The following is a 15,530-nucleotide window of genomic DNA, read 5'->3' on the forward strand; positions in this document are numbered from 1 at the left end:
AGCGATGACCACGATCTTTGACGCACCGGAAGATTTCGCCGTAACCGCGCTCGCCGGCTTCAGCTCCATCTATGCCCGCAATGTCCGCCTGGTGAAGGGCGGCGTCGTGCGCTCGACCAAGGTGCCGAAGGGCAAGGTCGCCGTCGTTATCGGTGGTGGCTCCGGCCATTATCCGGCCTTTGCAGGTTATGTCGGCCCAGGCATGGCTGATGCTGCCGTCGCCGGTGACGTCTTTGCCTCGCCGTCGACCGCTGCCGTCGCGCGTGTCTGCCGTCATGCCGACCAGGGCGGCGGCGTTCTCCTCGGTTTCGGAAACTATGCCGGGGACGTCCTGAATTTCGGCGTTGCCGCCGAACGCCTTCGGGCCGAAGGCATCGACGTGCGCATCGTGCCGGTGACTGACGATGTTGCCAGCGCTGCCGCTGAAACGGCGCCTAAGCGCCGCGGCATCGCCGGCGATCTCGTGGTCTTCAAGATTGCAGGCGCTGCGGCCGAAGCCGGTCTGTCGCTGGACGAGGTCGAGCGCGTCAGCCGCCTTGCCAATGATCGCACCGTCTCTTTCGGGGTCGCTTTCGGCGGCTGCACCCTGCCGGGCGCGAACCGTCCGCTCTTCACCGTTCCGAAGGGCGAAATGGCACTCGGTCTTGGCATTCACGGCGAGCCGGGCATCAGCGAAGAAAAGGTCGTAACGGCAACCGAGCTTGCGAAATTGCTTGTCGGCAAACTGCTGGCCGAGCGTCCGGCCGGGACGGCAAAGGTTGCGCCGGTGCTGAACGGTCTGGGCTCAACCAAGTACGAAGAGCTTTTCGTTCTTTGGGTCGCTGTCGAACAGGAATTGAAGGCGGCGGGCCTCGAAATCGTCGATCCGGAATGCGGCGAGTTCGTCACCAGCCTGGACATGCAGGGCTGCTCGCTGTCACTGCTCTGGCTCGACGAAGAGCTTGAATCCTACTGGCGTGCGCCATGCGATGCACCGGTGCTGCGCAAGGGCGCGATCATCAACGCGGAGCCGGCGACCGATACGATTTCCGATGAGGATGGTCCCGCGACCTTCGCGCCTGCGTCGCAGGCCTCCAGGGAAAGCGGTAAGTGCATTGCCCGGTTGATCGGCAAGGTTGCCGATGCCCTGAAGCAAGCTGAAGACGAACTCGGCCGTATCGACGCCTTTGCCGGCGACGGCGACCATGGCCAGGGCATGCGCCGCGGCTCTGCGGCGGCCCAGGAGGCCGCGAACTCTGCGGTAGCGGCTGGGGCAGGCGCTGCCAGTGTGCTGGCAACGGCGGGCGATGCCTGGGCCGATCGCGCGGGCGGCACGTCGGGCGCAATCTGGGGTCTGCTTCTTCGCTCCTGGAGCAACGCATTTTCCGACGACGACAAGCCTGCGGATGCGGCCATCATAGAAGGTGCGCGGCTCGCGCTCGACGGCGTCACCCGTCTCGGACGCGCCCGCGTCGGGGACAAGACCTTGGTCGACGCCCTCGTGCCGTTCGTCGACACGTTGGAGCGGGAATTTGAAAACCTGAAGTCGTTGAACAAGGCTTGGGAGGCGGCGGCCAAGGCTGCTAGCGATGCGGCTGACGCCACGTCCAGCCTGACGCCGAAACTCGGCCGCGCGCGGCCGCTTGCGGAAAAGAGCATCGGCCATCCGGATGCAGGCGCGGTGTCGCTGGCGCTGACAGCTCGCGTTGCCGCCGACTTTCTGAAGGAAGACGTCGACGCCTGATAACGCCGTCCGGTCCACTCCTCGCAAAAATGGGCGCGGGTCCTCCCAACCGCGCCCTTTTTGTTGTCTTGGTCTTGCGCCTGGCCCAAACCGGTCGTTCGCCGTCAGCGGACCTTAGAATACAGCAACGCGTCTCTTGCTTCATTCGAGACGTTTGGATGAAGAAGATAGCGGCGCAGAACAGCTTCACGGGCCATGCCAGCCTTCTCCATCACGCGCGACGACGCGATGTTGACGACGTCACAAGTCGCCTCTGTTCGAAATATAGTTGGGTGCGCGAGAGCATGTTCCAACAACCAGCTAACAACCTCTGTGGCAACCCCCTGTCCCCAGTGGTCCCGGCGAACGATCCAGCCGTATGATACCCGCCCGGAAGCTACGCGCGGCTCCACCGTTCCAATGATCTGCTCTGGCGCTGTACGCAGGGCAATCAGAGATGGAAAACTTGTCCCGGCATCCCACTCTCGCTCCGCTTGCTCCAGAAAAGCGGTAGTCTGCGAAATGTCGGAGTGGGGCCTCCAGACCAGGTAGCGAGTAACGTCCACGTCAGTGGCCCAGCCTTCGAAAACCGACGCCGCATCAGATGCCTGGGCCTTTCGGACAAAGAAGCGTTCGGTGTTGAACGTCTCGGGTAGTCGATATTTCTCAGTCATAAAAATATCCATAGATTCAGAATCGTAGTTCTAAGATGGTCACAGACGTGGGGCTTCTTGAGGCTAAAACCAGATCGAGACTTTGGCAATCAATGACCGGTGTTGGCGCAAAGCGGCCAACGCCGCATAGTGGTCGGTATCAACCTTCTCGCCTAGCCCGCAGGATTGTACCAGATCGGCGACGTGTAAGCCCGCTCCTGCGACGACATTGGCACTTCGGACGGCATGGTGACGCCGAAGTACTTCGCGTCGTAGGCCGTCCAGCGCGGCGTCGGAATTTCCAGCACTCTAGCGTAGTAGAAGGCGCGCTGGGCCGGGTCGAAGGCGGGGTCGGTCCAGACCGAGATCAATTCTGGCGCGCCGATGGTATTGGTCCAGGTGGCGTCGGCGACGTCAACCGTGTTTCCCACAGGCGGCAGCTTGCCGTCAGCGCCAGGCTTACGTTCTCCGGACCATGCGGCGTCATAGACTTGCTCGTGCAATTGCCCCGCCGCATCGATCCAGCCCTTGACGATCTGATAGCGGTCGAGGTTCGCGCCGATCGGGTCCTTCAGCGCAGCCACCAGAAACGTAGGAGCCTTTTTCCCTGCGGGTGCGGGCGGCAGGTCGCCTCCCATCGGAACACCCTTGGCGTATCCGACCGCTGCCGGGCTTCGCGTCTTGGCGTCCGCCTCGGCGAACTCCCATCCGCCAAACAGCCGAACCAGCATCCGCGGCCCAGTGGTGGCGTAGACCTCCTTACGCTTCATAGCGTCGAAGATGGCTTCACGCGTGTTCTCCATCGCCCAGACGGCAGCATAGCCGCTCGAAACGACTTCCCAGCCCATGACCTCCTTGTCGCCGAACTTGGCGATTGGGTGTGTCGCGCGGCCGGCGCTCGGTTCTGCCGCAGGGAGTTTGCCAAAGAAGTTGTTCTCTTCGACCGCGGCGAGCGACGTGTGGGAATCCGTCGATCCGATCAATCCATATTTGTACGGGTTCACGCCAAGCTCTTTATCGAGTTTCAGGCCGTTCTTGAGGGCCGAGCGCGCATACTCGAACTGCAGCATATCAGGAGTTTTCGCCGCACTCAGGTCGAGGTTGCCCATATCCCACCGCTCGAAGTTGGCGAACTCGTCAGTCGGCGACAGAGTAGGATGCGTCTCCCCGTCGCCTTTCATCTGGGTAACTTCCATCAGTGGCTCAAGGCTTGCGCGGGTGCGCGCATACTCCGCGGTGATAGGCTTTCCTCCGACGGGATTGATCAACGGGAACATCAGGCCGTTCGACAGATTGCCGTTATGAGGGATGGCGAGCACGCTGCCGCCGGTCTTCGTCTGGTAGTTTTGGAGAGCCTTCCATAGGTCTTCCGGATTGTCGCTCTGCAAGGACGAGAATGGCAGGATCGGCTCCGTCTTTTCCGCGCCATCGCGGAAGACGACCACGCGATGCAAGTTGTTGCCGCCGGTGTTGGATGACCACTCATAGCCGATCAACGCAGTAAACGTGCCGGGATCGTTGTATTTATCCGCAGCCTGGACGTTCTTTTGCCATACCGACCGCGTCAGGTCGTCCGAACGAAGCGCAGCCGGCAAAGGCTTGCCTCCACCGCCGACGCTCGCCATGATTTCGTAGTAGACGTTCATCGCCTGGTCGCCGCCGGCTGCCATCATCTGGTTCCAGCGTTTCAGTTCAGGATCATTCATCAAGGTCGGGTTTCCGGTCTTGATTTCGCCCAGCGTGCCCATGTTCTCGGCGTGATCGGACACGACCAGAAAATCAAGCGGGCGGCTCAATCGTGCATGCTGACCGGTCGAGGAGATGACTTCCTCGCCGCGTGCGAAGCGATAGGCTTCCTCCGGTCCGAGGGAGTTGCCGAAGGCGATGGCGTCGAACGACTGAGACGTGTGCAGGTGCGTATCGCCAAACAGCGGACGGGACGGGAACCTATTGCCGGCGTAAGGCGAATACCCCGGCTTCGGGAAGAGTGTGTCGACCATATTGGGATCGAGCGTCCCCTCATCTATGGTTTCCTGTGCCAGTGTGGGGTAACCAAATGCCGTGGTCGCAACCAAGGCCAATCCGGCCAAAGGCATCAAAACGCGCATGACATCCTCCCGATCGACGGTTAACTTCTCGCTCTCATCTTTCCTACTCAACGAACTGTAAGAACTTCACGGCTTGCGCTGCCCTACAGGAACATGGCGTCAAGCCGCTGGACGCACCAAAATGCCGCGACAATCCCGATCGCGTACGCCGAGGCAACGGCTGCCCCGCGCGGCATTGCGGCAAAGCGACGGACAACATGCGCCAGCGTCAGCAATGCTCCGATGAACGCCAGTTGCCCAAGTTCGACCCCGAAATTAAACGCCACCAATGCCAGCGGGATGTCGCCTTGCGGCAAGCCGATTTCGACAAGCGCGCCAGCGAAACCGAAACCATGCAGCAGCCCGAAGGCGAAGGCCACCATCCATGGACTGGTTATCGCAAGGCTGGTCTGGCCACGCTCCATGCGCACGATCTCTGCCGCCACCATGACGATGCTGATGGCGATCATCGCCTCGACTGGTCGCGATGGCAGTGTCACCCAGCCGAGCGTCGCGCAGGTCAACGTGATCGAGTGAGCAACGGTGAAGGCGGTAACCGCCTTCACCAGCTTGCGCCAGTCGCGCACGATCAGCATCAGAGCGGCGACGAAGAGCAGGTGATCGAAGCCAAACGCGATGTGCTCGATGCCCTGACGAACATAGGTGGTAAAGACGCCCCAGGTGCTTTGCGATGCGGGTATCAGCGCTGATGGCGCGCCGGGTGTCAGCCGAGCCGTCCAGGTGTTGCCATTGGCAAGAACCAGGTGGACCAGGGCGTCGGTCATGGTGTTCTGCAACCCGTCGATCAGCACCGTCTGGCCGGCGAGTGGCTCCAAGGTTCGGATGCGCCAGGTCTGTACCATCGCATCGCCGGTCGGATGCGAGACGACCGGGGTCATCATTTCGATCCTGCCGGAGAACAAGGCTTTCAGCGCCAGCCGCGCATTGCCCTGCATGGGCGTCTTGAAGAGTACGCGCAACTCGTTCGGCGCTTCTTCCCGGATGCTGAGGTAGGCAGGGCGCACTTCATGGGCGAAGGCGGCCAACGAGAACAGCATGGCAGCCACCGTAAGTGCAACCAGCCAGACCAACCTGGCTGCGGAGCAAACCTCTCGCTCGAACACGGATGGGCGGGGTCGCCCGCTCATTTCGCAGCCGCCTTCGACGCGAGCTCGGAACCCAGAGTCGCGCTCACGCCGTCATCCAGTTCGACTCCATACTTCCTGCGAAGCTCGGCGAGATAATTGCGGGTAAGTTCGGCTTGCTTCGCGCTGCGCCACTCGGCGAGGACAGCGTCGCGCGCCGTTTCGAAAGGTTTCGGAGTTGCCGACGCGCGCTGTGTGACAAACACCAGATGGAAGCCATAGCCGGATTTCACCGGTCCGCTCCACCCGCCCGGTTGAAGTGCCAGGACGTCGTGCGCGAAATCGGCACCGAACATGGCCGAAATAGCCGCTGCGTCTGCATCGTCGAAGCTGTTCCCGAGGAGCAGCCGGTCGCCTGCCGCCGGCTCGACGTCGCCGCCGTTCAATTTGGCGAGCGCCGCCTTGGCGTCTGCCGCAGCGTTAACGCGGCGCTCGGGACTGAAGTAGGCCTGCTTGAACGACAACTTGCCAGGCGTCTCGAAGCGCGACGAGTTGGCGGCGTAGAATTTCCGCAGTTCCGCCTCAGTCGGCTCAGCCAGTTGGGCGGTGTCCTCAATCATGAATTTGAGTTTTTGCGCCAGGCGGCGGCGGATGATGGTGTCATCCTGATCGAGGCCCATCTCCTTGGCCTCGCGTGCCAGAAGCCTTTCGTTCAGGAGACCGTCGACCATTCCCTTCAACTCGCCGGCGGTCGGATCACGTAACCATTGGCTCGACCACGTCTGCCTCAGCCATCGGATGTCGCCCTCGCCGATGCGGACAGGTTCAGCCCCGTCCTCAGCCCGCTTGTCATGCAGCCATGAGTAGCCGCAAAACACGAGCGCGCCGGCGACGGCGAAATGCAGTAGAGGTTCTCTGAGCAACTTCATACAGCCATCTCCGTGTTCCTTCCGGTGAGTGGCAGAGAAGAAAATTCAAAGTCACAAGGTCAGTGCAGTTCCTCTATTCGGCCAACGTCCGCCACCTTTTTTCCAGGGCGGTGCCGATGACATTTATGCGCCCGGAACGGCATAATCTGCAATATGTATTCGAGGTGATGTTTACGTCACTTCGCATGGCTTTATCCCGCTTGCATAGTGTATATCCCTATCGCGCACTGCGGTTTAACTTGCGGATGCCTGTCGGCTTTCTTTGTCGGTAGAAATGATTGTCCTTACCCCCGATAAGCTTTGTGATTCTGGGTGATATATACTAGTTGCAATCAGTTAGTTTGCAATCCAGGACTGAAGAAAGCGCGCTCGACGGCGAACATCCAATTTCACATGACGCTCCCTACCGTCCGCACCCCCCCACCAATCCGGGCTTTCGAGGCGTTTCTGCCGCGGGGCAGCTTCGGCCCCAACTGCGGCGCTGATGTCGGCGTGCTCAGGCGTAGCGAACGAGAAACTCTTCGGCCGTCAGCTCGCGGAAATCGTCGAGCGCCTTGCGCAGGCGCTGATGGTCCCAATCCCACCAGGCAAGGCTGTCCATCCGTTCGCCGATACCGGCATTGAACCGATCGCGGATGAGCATTGCCGGCACGCCGCCGACGATCGTATAGGGTGCCACGTCCTTGGAGACGACAGCGCCGGCTCCGATCACCGCACCGTTGCCGACATTGACGCCTGGCAGCACCGTCGCACCGTGACCGATCCAGACGTCATGGCCGATCGTCACCCGGTTCGACCGGCGCCAGGCGAAAAGATCGTGATCGACTTCGGTATCGTCCCAGTAGTTCGGAGCGCGATAGGTGAAGTGATGCAGCGTTGCGCGCCAGGTCGGATGGTTGGTGGCGTTGATGCGCACCGCGGCAGCGATATTGACGAATTTGCCGACCGTCGCGCACCAGATCGAGCCGTCCTGCATGATGTAGGAGTAGTCGCCGAACTCGACCTCTTCCAGGCGCGAGCGCTCCTGGACTTCGGTATAGCGGCCGAGCGTCGAGTTGTTGACGCTCGCGGTCGGGTGGATGAAAGGCTCGAGCCCCAGTTTCTGGCTCATGCGGCGGCCTTTCGCGGCGAGAAGGCCGACACGTCGAGAATGCGGTCAGCCACCGCGTCGCGGACTTCCTCATCGTGGAAGATGCCGATCAATGCCGTTCCCTTCGCCTTCTTCTCGGCGATCATCTCGACGACCACCGCACGGTTTTTCGCGTCGAGCGAAGCCGTCGGCTCATCGAGAAGCAGGATCTTGTGGTCGGTGATGAAGCCGCGGGCGATGTTGACGCGCTGCTGTTCGCCGCCGGAGAACGTGGCTGGCGGCAACGACCATAGTTCTTTCGGCAGGTTGAGCTTAGACAGAAGCTCGGCGGCACGTGCGCGGGCATCTTCCATGGCGACGCCACGCGCCTGCAGCGGCTCGGCGACGATATCGAGCGCAGAGACACGCGGCACGACGCGCAGGAACTGGCTGACATATCCGAGCGTTGCGCGCCGGACTTCAAGCACGGTGCGCGGTTCGGCGGTTGCGAGGTTCACCAGCTTGCCGTCATGCTCCATCAGGATCTGGCCTTCATCGACGCCGTAATTGCCGTAGAGCATTTTTAGGATCGAGCTCTTGCCGACGCCGGAGGGGCCGCCAAGGACGACACATTCGCCTGATTTGACCGAGAAGGAGACGTTGGCGACGACAGGCAGGCGCACGCCGTCGCGCAGGTGCATGGTGAAGCTCTTGGCGACTTCGGAAACAACAAGGGGCGTAGCCATGATTCTTACTTTCCTTTGCGCATGATCTTGATCGAAAACAGATTTTTAATTTTCGGCATCATGCGTCATACCTGCAGGATGGAGGAGACGAGGAGCTGGGTATAGGGCTCGCGCGGATCGTCGAGCACGCGGTCGGTTAGCCCCTGCTCGATGACGGCGCCGTCCTTCATCACCATCATGCGGTGCGACAAAAGCCGTGCGACAGCGAGATCGTGGGTGACGATGATGGCGGCAAGGCCGAGATCGTGCACCAGGCCGCGCACGAGGTCGAGCAGGCGAGCCTGCACCGAAACGTCAAGGCCGCCGGTCGGCTCATCCATGAAGACGAGGCGAGGGGAGGTGACGAGATTGCGGGCTATCTGCAAGCGCTGACGCATGCCGCCCGAAAACGCGCGGGGCTGGTCGTCGATGCGGTCGATGCCGATCTCGACACGCTCGAGCCAGTCGCTGGCGGCGGCACGGATGTTGCCATAGTGCCGGTCGCCAACGGCCATCAGCCGCTCGCCGACATTGGCACCGGCCGAGACCGTCATTCTGAGGCCATCGGCCGGGTTCTGGTGGACGAAGCCCCAGTCGGTGCGCATCAGGAAGCGTCGCTCGGCCTCGCCCATGCGGGCAAGATCGCGGTACTGGCCGTCGCGCATATGGTATTCGACGATGCCGGAGGTCGGCATCAGCCGGGTCGAAAGGCAGGAGAGCAGCGTCGTCTTGCCCGAACCGGATTCTCCGACGATCGCCAGCACTTCGCCGGGGAAGAGGTCGAAGGAGACGTTCCGGCACCCGATGCGGCTTCCGTAGAATTTCGAGACGTCGTTGACTTTCAGAAGCGGTACGGCACTCATTCTGCGGCCTCCTGGCGGGCAAGCATGTGTCCAGCATGGCCGCAGTCGCGGCGGTCTTCGCAATGGTCGGTGTCGGAGCAGACGAACATGCGTCCGCCCTTGTCGTCGAGCACCACTTCGTCGAGATAGACGTTCTCGGCGCCGCAGAGGGCGCAGGGCTTGTCGAACTTCTGCACTTCGAACGGGTGATCGTCGAAATCGAGGCTGACGACCTCGGTATAGGGCGGAACCGCATAGATGCGCTTTTCACGGCCGGCGCCGAAAAGCTGGAGCGCTTCCGACATGTGCATCTTCGGATTGTCGAACTTCGGCGTCGGCGAGGGATCCATGACGTAGCGACCCTCGACCTTCACCGGATAGGCATAGGTGGTGGCGATATGGCCGTTGCGGGCAATGTCCTCATAGAGCTTCACATGCATCAACCCGTATTCTTCGAGCGCGTGCATCTTGCGGGTCTCGGTCTCACGCGGCTCGAGGAAGCGCAGGGGCTCCGGGATCGGTACCTGGTAGACCAGCGTCTGGCCCTCCCTGAGGCCTTCCTCGGGAATGCGGTGGCGCGTCTGAATGATGGTTGCTTCCTTAGTCTTCGTCGTCACTGCGACATCGGCGACCTTCTGGAAGAAGGCGCGGATCGACACGGCGTTGGTGGTGTCGTCGGCACCCTGGTCGATGACCTTCAGCACGTCCTTCGGTCCGAGGATCGACGCGGTAACCTGCACGCCGCCGGTGCCCCAGCCGTAGGGCATCGGCATTTCGCGCGAGGCGAAGGGAACCTGGTAACCTGGGATGGCGATCGCCTTCAGAATGGCGCGGCGGATCATCCGCTTGGTTTGCTCGTCCAGATATGCAAAGTTGTAGGTGGCAAGGTCGGTCATTCGGCGGCCTCCTTCATGCCGTCCTGGCCGCCGGCGCGGGCAGCGTCATAGTCGCGGCGCATGCGCCGAACGAGGTCGAGTTCAGCCTGGAAATCGACATAGTGCGGCAGCTTCAGGTGTTCGACGAAACCGGTCGCCTGCACGTTGTCCGCATGAGAAATCACGAATTCCTGGTCCTGCGCCGGCGCAACGATGTCTTCGCTGAATTCGTCGGTGCGCAACGCGCGGTCGACGAGTGACATCGACATGGCCTTGCGTTCGCTTTGGCCGAAGACGAGGCCGTAGCCGCGGGTGAACTGCGGCGGCTGTTTCGCCGATCCCATGAACTGGTTGACCATCTGGCACTCGGTGACGCGGATGACGCCGAGGGAGACGGCAAAGCCGAGCTCGGGCAGGTCCAGTTCGACTTCGACTTCGCCGATGCGGACTTCGCCGACGAAGGGATGCGTGCGGCCATAGCCGCGCTGGGTCGAGTAGGCGAGCGCCAGCAGAAAGCCCTCGTCGCCGCGTGCCAGGGCCTGCAGGCGCAGGTCGCGGGCCATTGGAAATTCCATCGGCTCGCGGGTGAGGTCGCCCATGACATGGCCTTCGGGCATGCGGCCGTCGCCTTCGATCAGCCCTTCGCCGTCGAGAATGTCGGAGACGCGCATCACATGTTCGCCAGGCTCCTTGACGGCCGGCTCCTCGACCGCTGCGTCGTCGATCAACGAGGGGTCGAGCAGACGATGGGTGTAGTCGAAGGTTGGGCCCAGCAATTGTCCGCCGGGCAGGTCCTTGTAGGTGGCCGAGACGCGGCGCTCGACCTTCATGGTCGCGGTATCGACCGGCTCGGAATAGCCGAAGCGCGGCAGCGTCGTGCGGTAGGCGCGCAGGATGAAGATCGCCTCGATCATGTCACCGCGCGCCTGGCGCACGGCAAGGGCTGCGAGCTCACGGTCGTAAAGCGAGGCTTCGGCCATGACGCGATCGACGGCAAGGCCGAGCTGTTCGACGACCTGCTGGATGGTGATCGACGGTAGGGCGCGGTCGCCGCGGCGCCGATCGGCAAGGAGGCGATGGGCGTTGGCAATGGCGGCTTCGCCGCCCTTCACTGCAACATACATGGGTTAAACCTTCTGGCGAACGAGTCGGGTGGTGCGCGGCAGGCAGAGAACGCTGTCGCCTGATGTCAGCACGAGGTCGATGCCGCGCGGGAAAATCGCGCGGTTGGCGCTCCAAAAGTCTAGGAAGACTTCAGGCAGGCCACGCACCGCAATGGTGATGTCGTCCTTGATACCAGGTCCGTGGGCGGTCAGCGGTTCGCCGCCGGTCAGCGCCTCAATCTCGATGACGAGCGTCGTCGAGCGATCCGGGTATTCCTGCGTGCCGAGCGAAAACTGGTCGAAGCCCGGAACCGGCGCGCCCTTCTCGACAAAGGCAAAGCGTGCATCGGTTTTGGTGTCCGTCACCGGTGCGCCGGTGTGGAACGCGATCCACTGCGGTACTGCGGATTTGCCAAGGGCGGGCGTGAGCCAGACTGCGGTGTCGTGATCGCACAGCGTCAAGGCCACGGCTCCGGCAGCCGCGCCCATTGGCGCCGGCGGGATGCTCGACGCCTCCAGGCGGATGATCTGCCCCGGGCGGGCAAAGCCGTCCATCAGGCTCTTGAATACGGATTGGGCGGAAAACACCGGGTCGGCGAAGGCGCCGGCATAGATTTGCGATTGGCTGGCCATCAGTCGTCTCCGCGAACCATGGTGAAAAAGTCGACGCGGGTCGCGGCGGTTTCCTCTGCGCTGCGGCGGTCCTCCGCCTCGATGCGCGAAGCAATTGCCCGGTGAAGCGCCTCGACGGCCGGGCGGTCGGCTTCACGTTGGAAGAGCGCATCGAAGATTGCAGCAAGGCGGGCGCGCTGCTTGTCAGTGCCCAGCAACTGGCCATGGCCGATTTCGCCGGTCGAAAGCCGGATCGTTGCGCGCGATACGGTTGCCTCGCCCAGATTGAAGGCATCGCCGCCGCCGCCGATGCGGCCGCGAACCATGACCAAGCCCGTTTCCGGTCCGCGCACGGGCGACACATCAGGCTTGTCGGCAAGTGCCTCCCAGGCGGCCATGAGCTCTTCCGAAGACGCGCGGGCCAGCAGCCGCATGCCTTCCTTGCGCGCCATCTCCGGCGGACTTTCCTGTTTCAGCTTCGCATCCATCATTTTCACCTCAAATGTCTATTGATCTAGACAAGTGTACATCTTATACTTTTCCTTAGCGTCCGCAAATGACAGGCTTGTGACATGGCAATGCGAAAAGTGGTTGAACGGCAGACAGGGGTCGCACTCTGGCGGCAGATCGCAGACCGGATCCGGCTGGCGATCAGCAATGGCGACTACGACGCTGCCGGCATGGTGCCGCCCGAAACAGTGCTTGCGGGCGAGTTTGGCGTCAACAGGCACACCGTCAGGAGTGCACTGGCAGCCCTTGCCGAGGAAGGGTTGGTTCGTGCCGTCCAGGGCCGCGGTACGATGATCGAGCGCAAGGAGAGGGTGAGCTATCCAATCTCGCGTCGCACCCGCTTCTCGCAGGGTCTCGGCCGGCAGGTGAAGGAGATCGGCACCCGCCTGCTCGGCCATGCGGAACTGAAGGCATTTGGCGACATTGCCTCGGCACTGGGTATCGCGCCGGGTGAACCGGTGATCGAATTGCGCACCGTCAGCAGCGGCGATGGCCGTCCGCTCTCCGTTTCGTCAAGTTACTATCCCGCCGCCCGGTTTCCCCGCATGGCGGAAGAGTTCGAGCAACGGCATTCCGTAACCAAAGCGTTTGCCGCCCACGGCCTTGACGACTACGTGCGCGTTTCGACCGAGATCGTCGCCCGCCATGCCGACAGCGACGAACTCTCGATGCTGAAACTCTCGGCTGGTGCGATCGTGCTGGAGGCGCAGTCGGTCAATGCGGACCTCGACGGCAAGCCCGTGGAGTATTCCCGCAGCTGTTTTGCCGCCGACCGAATGAAATTGCGGATCGAAACGTAATCTGCCGGGTTGCGTTAATTCGTTTTTGCCTGCAAAAGTTGATCTTCGTGCCCAGTCGACCAATAGGAAATGTCTGAACGGATTGGTGGAGACGAGCTTCGGTGAGCGGACGTGTAGGCTTACTGGTTTTGATCGGTACTTTGCTGCTGGCGGCGCAATCCGTGCGGGCGGACGATAGCGGAATTTCTGGGCTCTGGCGCGAAGTGGGCGCGACGCTCATACGCTGCCAAGGCTGCCTCAGCGTTGTTCGGCACGGCACTGTCCTTACCGTTGTCAGCGGAGCGGGCTGGTCGGCAGTTGTGACTGCCAACAGTTACGGCCCGACATCCTACGCCAGCGGAACTGGGCGATGGCGGCCTAACATCGGCGCCAAACAGGCGGATGAACCGTTTGAGGTGCATCTCTCCCTCGCAGACAGTCGGCTGGTCGTCGTCCTGATGAAGGAGAGCGACCACGGTGCGTACCCCCATGTCAAGGTCAACTACGAGAGGCGGCTGCCCGCCTTAGACAAGAGTTTTGGAGAGGTCCGCAAGATCAAGATAAGTGAAGAATGATCTCGGCGGTGCCTGCCGTAGTGCGATGGGGACTGCTGAAAAGCCTGAGAACTTTGATTTCTCGGCCAAGCCATACTATCTTGCGGTTGCAGGAGCGATCAAACCTGGGCGGAGGTGCGATGTCGATCGCGCGACGGTCGAAATTGAAGCGGCGTCTTCTGGCGATGCTCGTGACGGGCATCGGAGGCATGGCGGCTGCGGCCGCCTCCTTCGCAACCGCAGTCTATCAGGCGGCCAATCCCGCTCCCGTTGAGCTTGCCAGGATGGGCGAGCCAATCGACACAGGTCGTTGGGTTATCACGATAAACAATGCCTCGATGGCGGAAGTTCCCCCTACGGGAACCAAGCCAGTCGACCCCAAGCGGTTCCTGACGGTCGACCTTGAACTCGACAATCGCTCGGCCGCGACAAGCAATGCGTTCATGCAGCTCGTCTCGATCGAGACGCCGATGTCGGTCCAACTTCCAGAGCCGGTCTACTACCTCGCCCGTGACAAATGGATCGCGAGCGCGATCAACCCTGGCATGCCGGAGAAACTCATCGCTGTTTGGGAATGGCCGGAGGGTTTGCCGAACCCGAAGGCGCTGCGCTTTTCGGTCGCCAAGCAGATCTACAAACCGCGCGACAATCTCTATGGCGCGCCCGGATGGTTTGATGACGGCAAGGCCGCCATCGTCGAACTGGCCGTAAGCGGGCAAACGGACGAGGCAGTGCGATGATCGCCGGGTTGCGTACAATCCTGTTGCTCGGACTTGGCGCTCTCGTGCTCTACGCCATGCAGCACAACACGCCGGGCTATGGCGATATCACGTCGCCGATTGCGATCCGTGGCAAAGCGGGCGAGCGGGTGGAAAGCCATGCCTTTGCCTATGGTGCCGCGAATGTGCATCTGGCGCGGGCGGTCAAGACCGAGAGCTTCGGACGGGTGCGCGACTATTCAAGCTCGGGTGTCTGGTTGGTCATCGAAGGTGCAGCGGTTGCCAAGAAAGAGAGCCTTACGTTGCTATCAGCGGAATGGTTGTCGCCAAGCGGAATCCGCTATGCCCTTAGTCAACGCTTCTCGACCATGCGTGGCTATCTGCCGACGGAGCGACTGGAGCCGGGCTTGCCCAAGCCGGTGCTCGTAGCATTCGAGTTGCCCGAGACGGCGATCAGCGGCGGTCGTCTGCTCATCGCGCGCTCTGGTCTGACCCCTCTCGGCGAAGAACTTTGGATCGCGCTCGACCAGAAGGCACCGCTGGAAATCAAACCATCGATCACGCTTGCGCGCGGCAGCGGCAGCATGCCGTGGACGCTGGCTGCAAAATGACGAGAGGCAGGTCATGAGCGAAAGACGCCTGTTCTGGACCTGCCTCGTGGCACTCGTCGCCGTGCTGCCATTGGCGATAGTGGTCCACACCTGGGATAGTTTGCGTGAGATGCCTTTGTTTTCCGGTAAGCGCGACATCATCGTCGAAAGCGGTGTGGTCCAGCCCTATGCGGGCGGGCAATGGAAGCTTGCGGATCTGAAACGACTGCCCGGTCCATCTGATGACGCGCGCGTTGTTCTGGCGGAATTCGAGAGCGAACCGAAAGATCTGGCAATGCTGGCTGAGAGTGCGTGCCGCGTTCGGCTGGTGGATGCGGAGGGGCGGCGCTTCGAGCCCTTGATGCTGACGGAACCAATCGTGCGCGAGATGTATCCCGAAGTGGCGGATCGCCCGCGCTGTTCGAGCCTCGCTTTTGCAAATGCCGGAAACGGCGGCACAGTCAGAATGGCGGAAAGTTTTATGGTGCCGGCCAAGGCAAGCGATCTTTCGCTCGTGGTCGAGGTTTTGGGAGCAGACGACGGCACGCTCGTTTTCAAGTGGAAGCGTAGCTAGACTAAATGTTCGCCTTGGGACCGGGTGACCCGTCTCACAATATGCAGGTATCGAGGGTTGCGTGAGTTATCCTCGCACAGAGCCTCATGCATAGGAGACGGGCCGTGGCAGACACTATCACA

The 15,530-nt window shown here is 61.7% G+C and carries 17 protein-coding genes; 6 read left to right on the forward strand and 11 right to left on the reverse strand.

The annotated features are described in order from the left end of the window. Window positions 1-4 precede the first annotated feature (4 nt). Window positions 5-1,723, forward strand: coding sequence for a dihydroxyacetone kinase family protein (locus tag BKP54_RS28980; protein WP_084815284.1), 1,719 nt, complete (start codon window positions 5-7; stop codon window positions 1,721-1,723). 104 nt (window positions 1,724-1,827) lie between these two features. Here the strand turns inward: BKP54_RS28980 and BKP54_RS28985 are convergent, their stop codons facing one another. From BKP54_RS28985 to phnG, 11 genes are all read right to left on the reverse strand, one after another. After that, window positions 1,828-2,376: a GNAT family N-acetyltransferase gene (locus BKP54_RS28985; RefSeq protein WP_057220319.1), complete on the reverse strand. Its 549-nt coding sequence runs from the start codon at window positions 2,374-2,376 to the stop codon at window positions 1,828-1,830. Between the two features lie 152 nt (window positions 2,377-2,528). Then, a complete protein-coding gene (locus BKP54_RS28990) occupies window positions 2,529-4,463 on the reverse strand; it encodes a DUF3604 domain-containing protein (protein ID WP_084815285.1) in 1,935 nt (644 codons plus the stop codon). An 83-nt stretch (window positions 4,464-4,546) separates the two neighbouring features. After that, on the reverse strand, window positions 4,547-5,500 hold the full coding sequence (locus BKP54_RS28995; protein WP_245317919.1) for a HupE/UreJ family protein: 954 nt from the start codon (window positions 5,498-5,500) through the stop codon (window positions 4,547-4,549). A gap of 86 nt (window positions 5,501-5,586) precedes the next feature. Next, a complete protein-coding gene (locus tag BKP54_RS29000) occupies window positions 5,587-6,258 on the reverse strand; it encodes a peptidylprolyl isomerase (RefSeq protein ID WP_245317920.1) in 672 nt (223 codons plus the stop codon). A gap of 694 nt (window positions 6,259-6,952) precedes the next feature. Continuing rightward, window positions 6,953-7,567, reverse strand: coding sequence for a DapH/DapD/GlmU-related protein (locus BKP54_RS29005; protein WP_084815288.1), 615 nt, complete (start codon window positions 7,565-7,567; stop codon window positions 6,953-6,955). After that, window positions 7,564-8,271, reverse strand: a complete 708-nt coding sequence (gene phnL, locus BKP54_RS29010; protein WP_025429076.1) for a phosphonate C-P lyase system protein PhnL — start codon at window positions 8,269-8,271, stop codon at window positions 7,564-7,566. The genes BKP54_RS29005 and phnL overlap by 4 nt, the downstream gene beginning before the upstream one ends. Before the next feature lie 65 nt (window positions 8,272-8,336). Further along, window positions 8,337-9,113 carry a phosphonate C-P lyase system protein PhnK gene (phnK, locus tag BKP54_RS29015; protein WP_025429075.1) on the reverse strand — a complete coding sequence of 259 codons (777 nt, stop codon included), beginning with the start codon at window positions 9,111-9,113 and terminating at the stop codon, window positions 8,337-8,339. Next, entirely contained in the window at window positions 9,110-9,988 is an 879-nt protein-coding gene (locus tag BKP54_RS29020) for an alpha-D-ribose 1-methylphosphonate 5-phosphate C-P-lyase PhnJ (RefSeq protein WP_057204658.1), read from the reverse strand. Before BKP54_RS29020 ends, phnK begins: the two co-directional genes overlap by 4 nt. After that, the gene (locus BKP54_RS29025) at window positions 9,985-11,091 is read right to left on the reverse strand and encodes a carbon-phosphorus lyase complex subunit PhnI (protein ID WP_025429073.1); all 1,107 of its coding nucleotides are present in this window, start codon (window positions 11,089-11,091) and stop codon (window positions 9,985-9,987) included. Before BKP54_RS29025 ends, BKP54_RS29020 begins: the two co-directional genes overlap by 4 nt. A 3-nt stretch (window positions 11,092-11,094) precedes the next feature. Next, window positions 11,095-11,703: a phosphonate C-P lyase system protein PhnH gene (gene phnH, locus BKP54_RS29030; protein ID WP_084815289.1), complete on the reverse strand. Its 609-nt coding sequence runs from the start codon at window positions 11,701-11,703 to the stop codon at window positions 11,095-11,097. Beyond that, window positions 11,703-12,170, reverse strand: coding sequence for a phosphonate C-P lyase system protein PhnG (gene phnG / locus BKP54_RS29035; protein WP_057204652.1), 468 nt, complete (start codon window positions 12,168-12,170; stop codon window positions 11,703-11,705). The genes phnH and phnG overlap by 1 nt, the downstream gene beginning before the upstream one ends. Before the next feature lie 90 nt (window positions 12,171-12,260). Between phnG and phnF the strand changes: the two genes are divergently transcribed. From phnF to BKP54_RS29060, 5 genes are all read left to right on the forward strand, one after another. Further along, window positions 12,261-12,992 carry a phosphonate metabolism transcriptional regulator PhnF gene (gene phnF, locus BKP54_RS29040; RefSeq protein WP_107028367.1) on the forward strand — a complete coding sequence of 244 codons (732 nt, stop codon included), beginning with the start codon at window positions 12,261-12,263 and terminating at the stop codon, window positions 12,990-12,992. A 101-nt stretch (window positions 12,993-13,093) separates the two neighbouring features. Continuing rightward, window positions 13,094-13,546 carry a hypothetical protein gene (locus BKP54_RS29045; protein ID WP_084815290.1) on the forward strand — a complete coding sequence of 151 codons (453 nt, stop codon included), beginning with the start codon at window positions 13,094-13,096 and terminating at the stop codon, window positions 13,544-13,546. A gap of 119 nt (window positions 13,547-13,665) precedes the next feature. Continuing rightward, window positions 13,666-14,265 (forward strand): hypothetical protein, encoded by a 600-nt coding sequence (locus tag BKP54_RS29050; RefSeq protein WP_057204649.1) that lies wholly within the window; start codon window positions 13,666-13,668, stop codon window positions 14,263-14,265. Then, on the forward strand, window positions 14,262-14,855 hold the full coding sequence (locus tag BKP54_RS29055) for a hypothetical protein (RefSeq protein ID WP_084815291.1): 594 nt from the start codon (window positions 14,262-14,264) through the stop codon (window positions 14,853-14,855). Before BKP54_RS29050 ends, BKP54_RS29055 begins: the two co-directional genes overlap by 4 nt. Before the next feature lie 13 nt (window positions 14,856-14,868). Beyond that, complete coding sequence (locus BKP54_RS29060) at window positions 14,869-15,408, forward strand: hypothetical protein (protein WP_084815292.1); 540 nt, start codon at window positions 14,869-14,871, stop codon at window positions 15,406-15,408. Window positions 15,409-15,530 lie beyond the last annotated feature (122 nt).

It is taken from the genome of Ensifer sp. 1H6, from assembly GCF_001976035.1.
GTDB lineage: Bacteria > Pseudomonadota > Alphaproteobacteria > Rhizobiales > Rhizobiaceae > Ensifer > Ensifer canadensis.

Excerpts from the sequence above, each read along its gene's own strand:
- BKP54_RS29000 (WP_245317920.1), bottom strand. The coding sequence starts at position 6,258 with ATGGTCGACGGTCTCCTGAACGAAAGGCTTCTGGCACGCGAGGCCAAG.
- BKP54_RS29060 (WP_084815292.1), top strand. The coding sequence starts at position 14,869 with ATGAGCGAAAGACGCCTGTTCTGGACCTGCCTCGTGGCACTCGTCGCC.
- phnG (WP_057204652.1), bottom strand. The coding sequence starts at position 12,170 with ATGGATGCGAAGCTGAAACAGGAAAGTCCGCCGGAGATGGCGCGCAAG.
- BKP54_RS28990 (WP_084815285.1), bottom strand. The coding sequence starts at position 4,463 with ATGCGCGTTTTGATGCCTTTGGCCGGATTGGCCTTGGTTGCGACCACG.
- phnF (WP_107028367.1), top strand. The coding sequence starts at position 12,261 with ATGCGAAAAGTGGTTGAACGGCAGACAGGGGTCGCACTCTGGCGGCAG.
- BKP54_RS29055 (WP_084815291.1), top strand. The coding sequence starts at position 14,262 with ATGATCGCCGGGTTGCGTACAATCCTGTTGCTCGGACTTGGCGCTCTC.
- BKP54_RS29020 (WP_057204658.1), bottom strand. The coding sequence starts at position 9,988 with ATGACCGACCTTGCCACCTACAACTTTGCATATCTGGACGAGCAAACC.
- phnL (WP_025429076.1), bottom strand. The coding sequence starts at position 8,271 with ATGGCTACGCCCCTTGTTGTTTCCGAAGTCGCCAAGAGCTTCACCATG.
- BKP54_RS29050 (WP_057204649.1), top strand. The coding sequence starts at position 13,666 with ATGTCGATCGCGCGACGGTCGAAATTGAAGCGGCGTCTTCTGGCGATG.
- BKP54_RS29025 (WP_025429073.1), bottom strand. The coding sequence starts at position 11,091 with ATGTATGTTGCAGTGAAGGGCGGCGAAGCCGCCATTGCCAACGCCCAT.
- BKP54_RS29005 (WP_084815288.1), bottom strand. The coding sequence starts at position 7,567 with ATGAGCCAGAAACTGGGGCTCGAGCCTTTCATCCACCCGACCGCGAGC.
- phnK (WP_025429075.1), bottom strand. The coding sequence starts at position 9,113 with ATGAGTGCCGTACCGCTTCTGAAAGTCAACGACGTCTCGAAATTCTAC.
- phnH (WP_084815289.1), bottom strand. The coding sequence starts at position 11,703 with ATGGCCAGCCAATCGCAAATCTATGCCGGCGCCTTCGCCGACCCGGTG.
- BKP54_RS28995 (WP_245317919.1), bottom strand. The coding sequence starts at position 5,500 with ATGCTGTTCTCGTTGGCCGCCTTCGCCCATGAAGTGCGCCCTGCCTAC.
- BKP54_RS28985 (WP_057220319.1), bottom strand. The coding sequence starts at position 2,376 with ATGACTGAGAAATATCGACTACCCGAGACGTTCAACACCGAACGCTTC.
- BKP54_RS28980 (WP_084815284.1), top strand. The coding sequence starts at position 5 with ATGACCACGATCTTTGACGCACCGGAAGATTTCGCCGTAACCGCGCTC.